The sequence below is a fragment of the Clostridium sp. CM041 genome (assembly GCF_055081035.1).
In genome coordinates this window covers 1,292,688-1,307,164 of record NZ_CM143648.1, presented here as the reverse complement: position 1 = coordinate 1,307,164, position 14,477 = coordinate 1,292,688, and the positions used below count along the sequence as shown (strand labels likewise).

The 14,477-nt window shown below is 32.1% G+C and carries 14 protein-coding genes; 9 read left to right on the top strand and 5 right to left on the bottom strand.

Going from position 1 to position 14,477, the window contains the following annotated elements; genetic code table 11:
- Position 1: 1 nt before the first annotated feature.
- On the top strand, positions 2–898 hold the full coding sequence (gene iolE, locus ACWJJT_RS06240; protein ID WP_462956370.1) for a myo-inosose-2 dehydratase: 897 nt from the start codon (positions 2–4) through the stop codon (positions 896–898).
- Positions 899–1,044: 146 nt separating this feature from the next.
- Positions 1,045–2,454: a sugar porter family MFS transporter gene (locus ACWJJT_RS06235; RefSeq protein WP_462956369.1), complete on the top strand. Its 1,410-nt coding sequence runs from the start codon at positions 1,045–1,047 to the stop codon at positions 2,452–2,454.
- A gap of 358 nt (positions 2,455–2,812) precedes the next feature.
- On the opposite strand, the gene ACWJJT_RS06230 is transcribed toward ACWJJT_RS06235, so the two are convergent.
- Positions 2,813–4,255: an IS4 family transposase gene (locus tag ACWJJT_RS06230; protein ID WP_462956368.1), complete on the bottom strand. Its 1,443-nt coding sequence runs from the start codon at positions 4,253–4,255 to the stop codon at positions 2,813–2,815.
- Between the two features lie 268 nt (positions 4,256–4,523).
- Positions 4,524–4,664 carry a hypothetical protein gene (locus ACWJJT_RS06225; protein ID WP_216304528.1) on the bottom strand — a complete coding sequence of 47 codons (141 nt, stop codon included), beginning with the start codon at positions 4,662–4,664 and terminating at the stop codon, positions 4,524–4,526.
- A 380-nt stretch (positions 4,665–5,044) separates the two neighbouring features.
- Here ACWJJT_RS06225 and ACWJJT_RS06220 point away from each other — a divergent pair, with 380 nt between their 5' ends.
- Complete coding sequence (locus ACWJJT_RS06220) at positions 5,045–6,205, top strand: MerR family transcriptional regulator (protein ID WP_462956367.1); 1,161 nt, start codon at positions 5,045–5,047, stop codon at positions 6,203–6,205.
- Between the two features lie 158 nt (positions 6,206–6,363).
- Complete coding sequence (locus ACWJJT_RS06215) at positions 6,364–6,522, top strand: hypothetical protein (protein ID WP_220320536.1); 159 nt, start codon at positions 6,364–6,366, stop codon at positions 6,520–6,522.
- 178 nt (positions 6,523–6,700) lie between these two features.
- Here the strand turns inward: ACWJJT_RS06215 and ACWJJT_RS06210 are convergent, their stop codons facing one another.
- Together ACWJJT_RS06210 and ACWJJT_RS06205 are read right to left on the bottom strand one after the other, a co-directional pair.
- On the bottom strand, positions 6,701–6,940 hold the full coding sequence (locus tag ACWJJT_RS06210) for a hypothetical protein (RefSeq protein ID WP_220320535.1): 240 nt from the start codon (positions 6,938–6,940) through the stop codon (positions 6,701–6,703).
- A 248-nt stretch (positions 6,941–7,188) separates the two neighbouring features.
- The gene (locus ACWJJT_RS06205) at positions 7,189–7,377 is read right to left on the bottom strand and encodes a hypothetical protein (RefSeq protein WP_220287608.1); all 189 of its coding nucleotides are present in this window, start codon (positions 7,375–7,377) and stop codon (positions 7,189–7,191) included.
- Between the two features lie 152 nt (positions 7,378–7,529).
- On the opposite strand from ACWJJT_RS06205, the gene ACWJJT_RS06200 reads away from it, so the two are divergent.
- From ACWJJT_RS06200 to ACWJJT_RS06190, 3 genes are all read left to right on the top strand, one after another.
- Positions 7,530–8,015, top strand: coding sequence for a MarR family transcriptional regulator (locus ACWJJT_RS06200; protein ID WP_220287609.1), 486 nt, complete (start codon positions 7,530–7,532; stop codon positions 8,013–8,015).
- A 263-nt stretch (positions 8,016–8,278) separates the two neighbouring features.
- Positions 8,279–8,860, top strand: coding sequence for a flavin reductase (locus tag ACWJJT_RS06195; RefSeq protein ID WP_220287611.1), 582 nt, complete (start codon positions 8,279–8,281; stop codon positions 8,858–8,860).
- A 213-nt stretch (positions 8,861–9,073) separates the two neighbouring features.
- Complete coding sequence (locus tag ACWJJT_RS06190; RefSeq protein WP_462956366.1) at positions 9,074–10,066, top strand: alpha/beta fold hydrolase; 993 nt, start codon at positions 9,074–9,076, stop codon at positions 10,064–10,066.
- Positions 10,067–10,379: 313 nt separating this feature from the next.
- On the opposite strand, the gene ACWJJT_RS06185 is transcribed toward ACWJJT_RS06190, so the two are convergent.
- Complete coding sequence (locus ACWJJT_RS06185) at positions 10,380–12,617, bottom strand: ATP-binding cassette domain-containing protein (RefSeq protein ID WP_462956365.1); 2,238 nt, start codon at positions 12,615–12,617, stop codon at positions 10,380–10,382.
- Between the two features lie 530 nt (positions 12,618–13,147).
- Between ACWJJT_RS06185 and ACWJJT_RS06180 the strand changes: the two genes are divergently transcribed.
- Entirely contained in the window at positions 13,148–14,017 is an 870-nt protein-coding gene (locus tag ACWJJT_RS06180; RefSeq protein ID WP_220320533.1) for an AraC family transcriptional regulator, read from the top strand.
- On the top strand, positions 14,018–14,476 hold the full coding sequence (locus ACWJJT_RS06175; RefSeq protein ID WP_220320532.1) for a GyrI-like domain-containing protein: 459 nt from the start codon (positions 14,018–14,020) through the stop codon (positions 14,474–14,476).
- The last annotated feature ends 1 nt before the right edge of the window (position 14,477 follow it).

The window sequence follows — 14,477 nt, the reverse complement described above, 5'->3', positions numbered from 1 at the left end:
TATGTTAAATAGTAAAAAGGTCAAATTAGGTATTGCTCCAATTGCATGGACAAATGATGATATGCCAGATTTAGGAAAAGAAAATACTTTTGATCAGTGCTTGAGTGAAGCCGCATTAGCCGGTTTCCAAGGAACAGAGGTCGGAAATAAGTATCCAAAGGATGTTAAAGTTTTAAAAAAGGCTTTAGAGCTTAGAGGGTTGGAAATTGCAAGCGGTTGGTTTAGTTCATTCTTAACCATGAAACCATATGAAGAAACTAAGGCGGAATTCATTAAGCATAGAGATTTTCTACATGCTTTGGGAGCTAATATAATCGTTGTAGCTGAGCAGGGACATAGCGTACAAGGTGAAGTAGATACTCCAGTGTTTGGTGAAAAGTACCATTTTAATGAGGAAGAATGGAAGCTGCTTGGAAATGGATTAAACAAGTTAGGAAAGTTGGCCCAAGATAAGGGAATGAAGCTCGTTTACCATCATCATATGGGAACAGGAGTACAAACAACAGAAGAAATCGACAAGCTTATGAGCATTACTGATGAAAAGTTAGTTTACTTGTTGTTTGATTCAGGTCATTTAGTATATTCAGGTGAGGAGCATATAGCAATACTTAAAAAATATATAAATAGAATCAAGCATGTTCATTTAAAAGATATTAGACCGGAGATAGCAAAAAAGGTTAAAGATGAAAAACTTAGTTTCTTAAAAGGAGTTCGATTAGGAGCTTTTACAGTACCAGGTGATGGAAGCATTGATTTTAATGCAATATTCAAAATTTTAGCAGAAAACAATTATGAGGGTTGGCTATTGGTGGAAGCAGAACAAGACCCTGCAAAGGCAAATCCATTTGAATATGCAGTAAAGGCAAGAAAATATATTAAAGAGACATGCGGACTATAATCTCCCTGTAAGTATATTAAATTTATGTGGTGTATTTTTACTATACTACAATGAAGGGAAATATAAAAGTTTACCGGTTAAAAGTTAGGGAAACCAATGCTTTCTGAATTTAACAAGCTACTAATTATGAAGTAGGAGGAATTAGTATGGAACAAAATCTTAAGAAAAAAAAATTCCTAAGCAAAATAGCTTTTATATCAACTTTGGGTGGACTTTTATTTGGATATGATACGGGGGTAATTAATGGGTCCTTAAGTTATATGGCTAGAAAGGATCAATTGGATTTAAACACTATCACTGAAGGACTTGTTACAAGCGGATTATTATTTGGTGCAGCTATAGGTGCAGTAGTAGGAGGACGTTTATCTGATAGATACGGTAGAAAAACAATAATTAAATTTCTTGCTATAGTTTTCGTCTTTGCAACTTTAGGTTGCTCAATTTCATCTAGTGCATCAATTTTAATCTTTTGTAGATTTATATTAGGACTAGCGGTGGGAGGAGCATCAGTTATTGTACCAACATTTTTAGCTGAAATATCTCCTACGCACTTAAGGGGAAGTATTGTCACCCAAAATGAAGTTATGATTGTTATTGGACAACTATTAGCTTATATATTGAATGCTATTTTAGGAAATGTTTTTGATACTCCTGGTATTTGGCGCTATATGATAGTCATTGCTACTATCCCAGCAATTATCTTATGGGTTGGAATATTAACAGTTCCTGAAACCCCAAGATGGTTAGCCGCTAACGGAAAATTTTATCAAGCATTGGAGATTTTAAGAAAAATTCGTAATAAAGAAGATGCAGAGGAGGAAATTAAGGAAATAGAACAAGTTATTCAAGCTGAAAAAAATTTAGAGTGTGCTACTTTTAAAGATTTAAATATTCCATGGATTCGCCACATTGTATTAATTGGAATCGGAATAGCCGTTACACAACAAATCCCAGGAATTAATATAATGATGTATTATGGAACAACAATTTTGGAAAAAGCCGGTTTTGGAACTCGAATGGCATTAATAGCTAATATAGCAAATGGTTTAATGTCTGTTATTGCGGCAGTTATCTATATGAAATTTTTTGCAAATAGATTTGGTCGTAGGCCCTTATTATTAATAGGACTTTCTGGAACTACCTTAACTATGCTTGCAATGTCTATTCTTACAAATACGTTAGCGGGTTCAAGTATGCTTCCATACGTTGTAATTATATTTACTGTGATTTTCTTAGCTTTCTTCCAAGGGTGTCTTGGACCAATAGTCTGGTTATTACTAGCCGAAATTTTCCCGATAAGAATAAGAGGATTAGGAATGGGTATTGCAGTATTTTTCCTATGGACCACTAACTTTTTTATTGGCCTTCTTTTCCCTACAATATTAAAAGGGTTAGGTTTATCTGGTTCATTTATGGTATTTGTAGTGTTAGGCGCTATGGGTATGATATTTGTATATAAATGTGTACCAGAAACACTTGGTATATCTCTTGAAGAATTAGAGAAAACTTTTAAGAATTATAAAACAAAAAATACAGGGATAACTATAGAAAAATAAATAGTAGGAATTACATATAGACAAAGGTACATTTAAAAAAATAGGTTCTTAATTAGTGTGATTTCTAGTCAATAATAATAAAGATTATTCTTATATGTCATCTTAAGTAACCCCATATCTATGATAGGGGGTTACTTGAGATGACAATGATCTTAATAGGGGTTATTGCACATAGCCATCAAGCTAAGCCATATTGAATATTAGTAAGTCATTATTAAATGCTATATTTTACCATTAAAATTTATTTTGATAAATTTTAATGGTAAATTTTAAGTGTACAATAGTATTCAAACAATTTTAGGGTACACCAAAAAAAGCCACGTATATAGTGGGGCTTTTACAATTTTATCAAGTTGTTTTATGCTGCAACTTTAGCCTGCGATGATGTTAATTTATAACAAACTCCAAGAATATCAAAAACAGTTTTCTTATCCTTTTTATGAGATTTCAGACCATTCCTAACTACATTTTCAAATATTAATTTTAAGGTATCGAGAACTTTATTAGGGAATTTGATAAGCTCAAAATATAGACTATCAATATATTCATGAACTATTTCACAAGTTTTAATTTCACTGGCTTCAAGGCCTTTATTTTCTAAAGCTAAAGTCCTCATTTTAAACATTACAGCAGAGCTTATTAGTAGCAAAATAAGTTTTCCATAAAGCTGACATTGAAACCGTTCTATTTTAACTAACTTTACAACCTGTATACTAAATATGGATTTCCACGTTTTAAATATTATTTCGATCTGCCATCTTAAACTGTAAAACTCATGAACCTGCTTTGAACTTAAAACTTCTTCCTTAATATTCGTTATATAAATAGATATACCTAATAATTCAATCGTATTATTACTTTTTTCTATACCCTTTTTTTTAGCATTCTTCACAGATTTTTCTGTTCTTTTTTTCAATTGATCATTTGTTAGTTTATATAAAATAAGCCTTGTTTTTAGCGTCTTTTCCTTGCCTACATAGACATCCTTAATTTCATAACGGTCCCCCTCGCCCATCTGTTTCATTATGTCAGAAATATAGATTCTTTTAAAAAGGCTTGATTTTTTAGGAGCGCCATTCTTATAGTACTCTATATCCTTATTTTCTATATATACTGCTATATTAGGTTTGAGTCTTGATATGTAAAACGCTTCTCTATCTTCTATGTCCAAAAAATCTTCAAAGTTGAAATACCCAAGATCTCTTAAAATAAGATCCCCCGATTTGATAGTATCTCTTATTTTGGTCCCGAAAGTATTGTCGCTTCCTGAGCCAGCTCCTACTTGTATATTAAGAAGATTTCCAGATTTCAATTCATATTCTAGTTGTATTTTTACACCTGAAGCTTGAGAGCAGCCACCAGATCCAGGATAAATATCTTTATAGCTTTCTGGTACTTGAAAAGCAGTAGAATCAAGTATTCTTATTCGTTTGAAATGTTCATCCCATACACTTGGTATGCAAGTATTATTTGTTATTGTTTGGCGCAACAGGTTCTCAAAAATCTTCTTTAAAAATTCCACACATCTTTCATTTAAACGTTGATCTAATGCTTGATTAGAAATAACTATTCCTATTTTTGCACTAAGTTTTGTACATAAGGTAACAAGTGTATTATTCGCAACCTCTGCATCCATAAAGCAGCATAAGCAAACGAATTCCCATGCTTTAATTTTACCTTTTCTTTTCACAAAGCCTGTTACTCTAGCTATTTCTTCAATCTCCTCTTTTGAAAAACATCTTCTAATTTCAGCTGCAAAATGTTTCATATCTTTATCCAATTTTAAGTTTTCTTCTATCATTTGTAAATTACCCCCATTGATGTGTTTTTATTATCTTTTAAATGATAACATTTTTACAAATGGGGGGCTTTATTTTTATAGACTTCCTTTAGCTTGATGGCTATGGGGTTATTGCAACATTAACCTTTATAAATCAAAGAAGCAACATATGGTTTTTTAAATGTAATATTTATTATATGCGTTTCCCAAATAGCATGTTCTTCCATGTATTTGTTTATTCTTCCTCTAAATTTTGTTCTTTACCATATTTATTACTTACATCAAGAAATTATTTCCCTTTCTTTTTCTTTTTAAGATTTCCTTGTCTACCAATACTTTCTGTAGGTTTTATCTTGGACTTTGCCTTGACGCTCTTAGCTTTCTCCACTGACTTGTTAACAGCTACCTTACCCTTAACAATTGCCTTCATAATATCCCCCTTTTGATTTTCTTTTATTCTAATATGGTAATTTGCCCTATTATCATATTGTACGTATTTATCATAGAAATAACACTTAAAATCACAAATAGTACCACAGTGACTTTCACAGCGTTAATGGCAACCGCAGTCGCAAGCTCCTTAGAAAAACTCCCTGGGGGATATTAATAAATCATGGATATAATTTGTTTTGCTACTTTGTCTAACTAAATTAGATGCTCTATGCTCTTAAAAAAAAGTAAAAAAGTGTTGACCCTAACACTATGTCATAGTGTAATATAAAAATAGAGTTTAACGACATTGGCAAAACTCATAGACGGCGAGTATTAAACAGTATTGATAGCTCTAAAGTCAAAGTTGGAGGTGCAGCAATGAAAACAATAAAACAAGTTTCGGATTTGACAGGAATAAGTGTGCGCATGCTACATTACTACGATAAAATCGGATTGTTAAAACCAAGCAATTTTACAGACGCAGGTTACAGACTTTATGACGATGAAGCTCTTGAAACCTTGCAACAGATTTTATTTTTTAAGGAACTTGATATACCACTAAAAGAAGTTAAAGAAATCATGGCTAGTGCCCACTTTGATAAAATGCAAGCACTAAAAAGTCATGAAAAATTGCTTATACTAAAACGCAACAGATTGAATGGTTTAATAGAACTTGTAAATAAAACATTAAAAGGAGAAACCACAATGAGTTTTGAAGAATTTGATATGAGTGAATATTATAATGCACTAGAAGAATTTAAAACTGAACACAAAAATATTATAATTAAATCTTATGGTAGTATGGATAAATATGATAAATTTATTGGAATGTGTAAATCTAAGGAAGCTGAGATTGCTAAAATGGCTATAAAGGAATATGGAAGTATTAAAAAATATGTTAAAGCTATGAAGAAAAATTTTAATAGTGATATGTTTATTAAAGAAGAACAATATGATAAGTTTAAAAAAGATTGCTTGGAAGATAAGCATCCTAAATTAAAAGAACTATATAAAAAGCTTGTATCTGACTTAAGTAAAGACCCTTCTTCAAAGGAAATTCAACAGATCGCTGAAGAAATAACAAATATAGCTAAAAAAGATTATGAAATTTTCAAAATGGATAATGGGGATGATTATTGGTACTCTATGGTAAAAATTTATTTAGTATATCCTAAGTGGATAGAAGAAGTTGATAAGAAATATGGAAATGGTGCATCTAAATTTATCGGAGAAGCCCTAAAAAATTATTTGGCAGATAAGCTGCCTAAAATAAATACATTATATGAGAAGCTTACATCTGACTTAAGTAAAGATTCTTCTTCAAAAGAGATTCAACAAATTGTTGATAAAATTGCAGCTATAACTAAAAAGAGTCTTGAATCTTTAAAAGTGGATGTTGGAGATAACTATTGGGGTTATACAGCTGATCATTATTTATCAAATCCTACGTATATAAAAGTAATCGATAAGGAATATGGCACTGGTGCATCTAAATTTATTGGAGAAGCTTTAAAATTTTATTCTGAAAATAATAAGTAATGAATTATTCCAAGCACTCTCAATTTCTTGAGATGTTTCATTTTTAATGAAGGCTTTACATCTGGATTTTCTATCCGTTTTCTATGACAAGAGATGCTAATGAGTTTTTCCATGACAAAAGAATTGATAGAGATATTTATTTTTCTGGAGGATATGATTTGTTTCAAGAAGTGGAACATATATTTTCCTATGATGAGATCGAGTATTATGAGAAATTGGGGATCAATTACTATGAAGAAGGTTCTTTTGAACTTATTAGATGGTTTTCGGAAATATGTAAGAAAAATCAACATTCCTTCGTACTTATGTTTACATGAACGATATAAGATCTTTTGATCTAATAAATTTGAGAAGTGTTTAGGCACATGCTGAATATTAGTTCCAGCATGTGACCAGTTTTACAATTATGTCCATTGAACCCTATTTGAATCTACCCAAATAGATATTTTAAAGGTATTAATGATCTATTACTAAGTAAATACAAAATATTTTATACTAGAATTTTACTGAAGACACAACACATAAATTAACTGCAGCTCCATCGGTTCCAGGAATGTCAATTAATGCTAAATTTGCACCAGTTGCTAAAACAGTGTTGTTGCCTGATATTATATTGTCTCTATTTGAATCTATATTAGCAACACTTTTACTAATATTATCTTCAAACAATAATCTTAGCTGTTCAGAGCAACATTGCTTACAAGCATCTGACATATCTTTAATAGTTTTATCCAAAGCAACTTTCAATGCATCTGGTACTTTATCGGAAGAACTATCTACTAAAGCGGAAGCTTGTATTAACTCAATTTCACAAAGAGATACAATTGTTCCATCTTTAAATTGAACTAATACCGCTGTGGATGCATCATTTGCATCAGGATAAAATCTATCTATGCTGTCATTAGTTACAGGTGGTTGTGGTGCTACTGTTTCAACCCTTATGTTAGTTGCACTAACGCTAAATAGATAACCTAAAACTACTCTTAAACTTGGTAAACAGCATTCACAACTACTTGGCCCGGCAGGTCCTTGAGCTCCAGTATCGCCTTTCGGTCCTTGTGGACCGGAAGGTCCTTGAGCTCCAGTATCGCTTTTCCGTCCTTGTGGGCCAGATTGGTCATCAACTTAAAAAGGCAGTAATGTCTTTTTTCTATATAATCTGCTAATATCATAGAAATAACACGAATGATGAATGGTTATACGACTTTGTCTCTATTTTTTCAGATGTAGCTAAATGCTTAGAATAATTACTTTAACATTGTTGAAATAGAAACAAAAGTATAATATAATATTGTTAATACACTAACGGGTGGGAGGCCAGGCCATGAACAAAGAAGAACAGGTCATAATGGGTTTCAGGGACTTATTAAACAAGATAGTTTCGCTTAATAAGGTTAAGATGAAAGACAGTCTTAAGGGCTATAAGTCTTCTGAAGTACATTGCATCGAATACATTGGAAGAAATGTAGATTCAAACGTGACAAAACTTGCGGAGTCCTTTTATATGACTAGGGGTGCCATAAGTAAAATGACTAAAAAGCTCATAAAAAAAGGCATTATCGAAAGCTACCAGAAACCGGATAATAAGAAAGAAATCTATTTTAGGCTTACTGAGCAAGGGAAAGTAATTAACAAAGTCCATGAGCAGTTGCACAAAGAGTTTCAAGAGCGGGATAAAGCCGTATTTGAACAGGTAACCGAGGAACAATTTGATATCATGCTTAGCTTCGTGGAAAAGTATAGTAGGCATTTGGATGCAGAAATAAAGAAGCAAGGTGTAGATATAAAAAATCCAAATGATTCTGAATAATGGGGTTGTATAAAAAAGTAGCCTAAAGGGGCTGTATCAAAACGCTGAAACATCAGCGTATGATACAGCCCCCTTTATTATTGACAAGGAAACAATAAAGTGATAGAATGGTTATGTTGCCAAGGAAACATAACTATTCTTTTTCGAGAGGTGAGAATTTTAAATGTGTAAATTTAAGTAAATCAATACACAATCTACAGAACAAACCGTTATATAATATATATAATAATACTATAAATAGACCAGACATAAAAGGAGAAAAAATGAAAGAAAAAATAAATCATGTAAATGTCAAAGAGATGAATTTTGATCAATTATTTAAACAAATTTCTACGGAAGAGATATGCGACAATGTACTTACGTTGGTAGGTCCGTTGGTAGGAAAAGAATTTACGGTTATTACTGCGGGCAAGGAAGATCATTATAATTCCATGATAGGCAGTGGGGGTGGTTTGGGAACTCTTTTCAAAAAGCCCACCACTTGGTGTATTCTTCGAGCAGACCGTTATACGCTTGAAATAATTCAAAAAGAGCAAACATATACGCTGTCTTACTTCGCGAATGAATATAAGGAACAAGTGCTCCTTTTGGGAAGTAAATCAGGAAGAGATAGTGAAAAAATGAAAGAAGTTGAATTGACAAGGGTTCAAACTCCTTCCGGTGATATGTCTTTCAAAGAAGCCAGACTAATTATTGAATGTAAATTAACGCAACTTACTACCCCCAATCCCAATGATTTTTACACACAAGAAACTAAAGACTATATAAACGAAGCTTACAAAGAAGCAAACCATTATCGCAAATTTGCATTTGGGGAAATCACCCATGTTTGGGTAAAGAAATAAGAAGAAACCAGAATTAACGCAGAGAATAATAAGTCATTCTCTGCTTAAGTCGTAGGGGTTAAAAATAGGGTTGTTTTTTAACAACTCTTTTTTAATTTTCCATAAAATTGCAAAATATACAATTTTATGGAATTAAAATATAAAATATGGTATATTCTTATATGTAAGGTATATTTAACTATCTTATTTTTAAAAATATAAGGGGGCGTTAAAATGAGAGGAAATGTATCAAAAAAGCTTATATCTACTGTAGTAGCGGCTACACTAATGTTGGGGTCATTCTCAATAAATGCATATGCTAAGGAAGATAATAATCAATTTGAAGGTAAGGTAAGCATAGGCGATTTCGGGCTATATACTAAAATAGCGGGAGAGGGCAAGGTTTCTGTAGTGTTTGATTCAGGTTATAATGATGGTATAAATACTGAAAGTGATCCCCAAAAAGGTTGGGGAGAAATTCAACAGGAAATATCTAAATATGCAAGAATAGTAACATATGATAGAGCAGGGCTTGGAAAAAGTGATGACACTGCCAATAGAGAACCATTAAATGATAAAGATAGGCAACTATTGATGAATAATAATTTTTGCTCAGTATCATATGATAGCTCAATATTTGAAAAAGGTAATGGCAAAACAGCCATTGATAAAGCTCGTAACTTACATGCCCTTTTAAGAGCAAAAGGTGTTAAAGCACCTTATCTTTTAGTAGCTCATTCAATAGCTAGTTTAGATGCTGTTGAATTTACAAAATTGTATCGAAAAGAGGTTGCAGGCATAATTATGGTAGATGGTTCAGGAAAGAATGTTATGGGGGATGCGATGAATTTCATTAATTCAAATATGCCAGAACTGAAAGAATCTCTCTTAGGTCAGTTTACTAAAGCGGATGGCACAATAGATGAAGTATTACAAAGTGAGCAGCAGGTGTACCAAGCAGGAGATGTACTTAGAAATGTACCATTAACTTACCTATCAGCAGATGATGAAGGTATGGGACCCATATATCAAGCAGTTGTAAACGCAGAACAAGAAGATTGGCTTAGCTGCTCTAATTATTCTAAAAGAATACCAGTTCCAAATTCTGGACACTATATATATATAGACCAACCTCAGTACGTAGTAAATGCAATTAAAGACATGATTAATACTATAGAAAATAAAAATTCACCACACAAGGATGATAATCAAAAGATTATGAAATAATAATCGGTACTTTGTTAAGGTCAATTCAAGTAAAGTTTGCGCTAGATTAAGAGGATGATTTCTGTATTGTGAACAGGAGTTATCTTTTTTTTATTAAATATTTATACAATAGTTATTGTTGAAAAAGGAGAGTAATAAAAAAATATAAATATAGTTGCGTCGCAACTATATTTATATTTCGTCACAAGTAACCCCATATCCAATGATATGGGGTTTAATATATTTAGGTTATATTGATGTTCTGAATGTAACACTAGAATTTGTACTGTATGTTATAATAACAATATTTAGTAAAATGCACTTTATCTCTAAACTATATATATTTAGCAGTAAGAGATTCTTTACATTTAGTTAACTCTAAAGGTGTCCCCTCAAAAATTACATTTCCGCCTCTTATACCACCCTCTGGTCCAAGATCTATTATCCAATCTGCGCTCCTAATAATATCCATATTGTGTTCTATTATAATAACAGTATTTCCATTATCAACAATATTTTCAACTATGCCTATGAATTTTTCTATATCAGACATGTGAAGTCCAGTTGATGGTTCATCCATAACATATATTGAACCATTTTTATGTAATTCGTTAGCAAGTTTCAACCTTTGGCATTCTCCACCGGATAATGTATCAAGTGTTTGACCTAAAGTTAAATATCCAATTCCCATTTCTTCTATTGACTGTAACTTTGTCTTAATTTGTTTATTATTAAAAAATACTAAAGCTTCCGAAACAGTCATATCTAGAACATCTATTATTGTTTGATCTTGGATAGTATATTCTAAAACTTCTTTTTTGAACCTTTTACCAGCGCATTCTTCACAAGTGTTTTTAGTATTCTCCATAAAAGCAAGGTTTGTTTCAATTATTCCAGTGCCATTACAATTTTCACAGGCACCTTTTGAATTATAACTAAATAGTGATGCATTGACGTTATTATCTTTTGCAAAGACCTTTCTTATGTTATCCATTATTCCACCATAAGTGGCTAGGCTTGATCTAGAATTTGCGGAAACCGCACTCTGGTCAATTAATATAATATCTTTATTTTGATTTGGAAATTCCTGTTTCATAAGTGTACTTTTTCCAGAGCCTGCAACACCTGTTATAACCGTTAATACCCCCTTGGGGACCTTAACTGATATGTTTTTTAGATTATTTGTATTGCAATTATTAACTTCTAGATATCCATTAGGCTTTCTTGTAACTTTTTTAATTGAAAGACTACTCTTTAAGGCATTTCCTGTAAGTGTGCCAGATGTGAGTAATTCATCATAGCTTCCTTCAAATACTATATTACCGCCTTTGGTACCTGCATATGGACCAACATCAACAACATAATCAGCGATTTTTATGACATCTGGATCATGTTCAACTACAATAACTGTATTTCCTTTATCTCTGAGCTTTTGTAATAGATCATTTAATTTATGAACATCTCTTGGATGAAGCCCAATACTTGGCTCATCAAATATATACAATAAATCTATAAGATTACTATTTAAATGCTTAACCATCTTTATGCGCTGAGATTCACCACCTGATAGTGTTGAAGTCTCCCTATCAAGGGTTAAATATCCCAGGCCTATATCAATAATATTATTGAGTTTTTCTTTTATACTATCAATTACCGTGGAGACTTCTTTAAAATTAATTTCGTCTATAACATTAATAAGTTCATCAATTTGCATTGACATAAAATCTGAAATGTTATAACCATTAATTAAAGAACTTAATGCTTCTTGATTTAGTCTTTTACCGTGGCACAGAGGGCATTCTGCTGACATCGTTAATTTACTAAGCTTTTTCTTTGAAGCCTCAGACATTTCCTTATCACTATTTAAATATGATCTATTAAACTTTAGAATTAACCCTTCATAAGTTATATTCATTGTTCCAATAACATTTACTTTTATCTTTTCAGGGGGGCCATATAAAAATTTCTCTAGTTCCTCATCTGTATAATCACATAGCTTCTTATCATTATCGAAAAAGCCAGATTCAGCAAATATTTTCCATGGCCAAGAACCAATACCAAACCCTGAGAGCAATATAGCACCTTCATTAATTGATTTATTTTTATCTAGAATTTGATCCATATCTACAGTTAGTTTCATGCCAAGGCCCTCACACTCTGGGCACATACCACTTATATCATTAAAAGAAAACTTATTTCGTTGAGCTATATGAGGAATAGCTATTCTAGAAAAGAGCATTCTAATGAATGGGTTAATATCTGTAATAGTTCCAAGGGTTGACCTTGAATTTGCACCAATTCTTTTTTGATCAATAATTATCGGTGTAGATAAATTTCCTATATATTCAGCTTTCACTTCGCCATACTTTGGTAAAAAGTTTCTAATAAAGGCACTAAATGTCTCATTTAACTGACGTTTTGCTTCCTTTCCTATTGTATCAAAAACAATAGAGGACTTTCCTGAACCAGATACCCCAGTAAATATAGTGATTTTTCTTTTAGGTATATTTAATGAAACATTTTTTAAATTATTTTCTCTACATCCTTTTAAGATTATAAACTCTTCCTTCATTTTATCTCCTCCATCGATCATTCTTCTGTTGCTCTTACTATATCTACATTTATATCTAGTGTTTCTATAACTTCTTTTAAATAATCCTAGTTGCCAACTTTTATTTGATAAAGCATTTTAAATATAGATATCATACCATAATTTAATTATATAACATTAATGCAACCTATAAACTCGCTGGAGAAAAATCTATGATCGTTTGGGGTAAGATGGATTAATAAATGAACTGCGAGGTAAACATTTAAATACAAGTGTTACCCAAGATGAATTGCCGGATAGCGATAAGTTAAAAATATAAAATAGCTTTTATAGTATAATTAAGTAAATGATTTAATAATGAGTAATTTCAAGTAAAGCCGTCCTAAATAAGAGTTATCTGAAATTTACATGTAAATTTAAATAAAAAGTTTATTATAAATTCAATTGTGTATTAAGTATTAAAAAATTAGTTTACAAATCTGGACATCAAAAGAGAGGCTTTATAATTTACATTGTGCTAAACTTTTATATAAGAAGAAGGGGTGGTAAAAGTGAAATGGATGAAACAATTAAGCGAAGTAATTGATTATATAGAAAGCAATTTAACTGGTGTTATTTCCTATGATGAAATTGCAAAAATTGCTTGCTGCTCCACTTATTATTTTCAAAGAATATTTTCTTACGTTGCAGACATTCCCTTGTCTGAGTATATACGCCGTAGACGTATGACGGCAGCAGCGCTTGAATTGCAAACAAGTGATATGAAAGTGATGGATATCGGTTTAAAATACGGATATGAATCCCCAACATCCTTTAATCGAGCATTTCAAAGTGTTCATGGTGTCGCTCCAACTGTTGCACGTACAAAGGGAACCTTATTAACCGCTTATTCACCTATCAGTCTATCAATTTCAGTTATAGGAGGTGAGAATATGAACTATAGAATTGAAACAAAAGAAACAATTAGAATTGTTGGGGTTAGGACAGCATTACAAGAGGATATGGACCAAAACCAAAAAAATGTTCCCGTATTTTGGAATAGAATGCTTGAAAGTACGTTATTTTCTGAAATTTGTGGACTTATAGACAAAGATCCACATGGTATTTTTGGTGTCACAGCCTATACAAATCCACAAAATATCTATTACTATATTGCTACTCCTACGGATAAACCTGTACCTGATGGAATGTTTGAGTTTGAGATACCAGCTGCCACATGGGTGGTCTTTGAATGTAATGGTCATTTTAAGGAATCCGTTCAAACTATATTCAAACGATTTCTTACAGAATGGCTTCCAGTTTCAGGATACGAATACGCTGAACTTCCTGATATAGAAGTTTATCCTGTTAGCAATAAAGGCTCAAAAGGCGGTCATGCAGAAGTCTGGATTGCAATTAAGAAAGAGAGAAGTGAAGAATAAATGGATTATCAAATTGAAATTAGAGATATCGAAACTATTAGAGTGGCTTTTATGAAATATAAAGGAGTTGTCACTGAAGCAAGTAAAGTATTTCCCAATGTGTTTAAGTCTATTCAGGGCAAATCAAATGGTGCACCATTTTTCTGCTACTATGTGGTGGATCAGAAATCAAAAATGGGTGAAATGGAATTATGTGTTCCTACTGCTGAAACACCAAACGGGAATGGTATTACAGTAAAAGAACTTCCGCGGATAAAAGCTGTTTGTGCTACTCATATCGGTTCTTATGAAACTATGAATTACGAATATGAAGCAATTGACCGTTATGCACGGGAAAATAACCTAACATTACAGCCTCCGTTTAGGGAAGTCTATATCAAGGGTCCGGGAATGTTTTTGAAAGGCAATCCCCAAAAGTATATTACAGAAATACTATTCCCGATTAAAGAGGAGGAATAGT

Excerpts from the sequence above, each read along its gene's own strand:
- ACWJJT_RS06185 (WP_462956365.1), bottom strand. The coding sequence starts at position 12,617 with ATGAAGGAAGAGTTTATAATCTTAAAAGGATGTAGAGAAAATAATTTA.
- ACWJJT_RS06225 (WP_216304528.1), bottom strand. The coding sequence starts at position 4,664 with ATGAAGGCAATTGTTAAGGGTAAGGTAGCTGTTAACAAGTCAGTGGAG.
- ACWJJT_RS06220 (WP_462956367.1), top strand. The coding sequence starts at position 5,045 with ATGAAAACAATAAAACAAGTTTCGGATTTGACAGGAATAAGTGTGCGC.
- ACWJJT_RS06235 (WP_462956369.1), top strand. The coding sequence starts at position 1,045 with ATGGAACAAAATCTTAAGAAAAAAAAATTCCTAAGCAAAATAGCTTTT.
- ACWJJT_RS06200 (WP_220287609.1), top strand. The coding sequence starts at position 7,530 with ATGAACAAAGAAGAACAGGTCATAATGGGTTTCAGGGACTTATTAAAC.
- ACWJJT_RS06190 (WP_462956366.1), top strand. The coding sequence starts at position 9,074 with ATGAGAGGAAATGTATCAAAAAAGCTTATATCTACTGTAGTAGCGGCT.
- iolE (WP_462956370.1), top strand. The coding sequence starts at position 2 with ATGTTAAATAGTAAAAAGGTCAAATTAGGTATTGCTCCAATTGCATGG.
- ACWJJT_RS06205 (WP_220287608.1), bottom strand. The coding sequence starts at position 7,377 with ATGATATTAGCAGATTATATAGAAAAAAGACATTACTGCCTTTTTAAG.
- ACWJJT_RS06175 (WP_220320532.1), top strand. The coding sequence starts at position 14,018 with ATGGATTATCAAATTGAAATTAGAGATATCGAAACTATTAGAGTGGCT.
- ACWJJT_RS06230 (WP_462956368.1), bottom strand. The coding sequence starts at position 4,255 with ATGATAGAAGAAAACTTAAAATTGGATAAAGATATGAAACATTTTGCA.
- ACWJJT_RS06195 (WP_220287611.1), top strand. The coding sequence starts at position 8,279 with ATGAAAGAAAAAATAAATCATGTAAATGTCAAAGAGATGAATTTTGAT.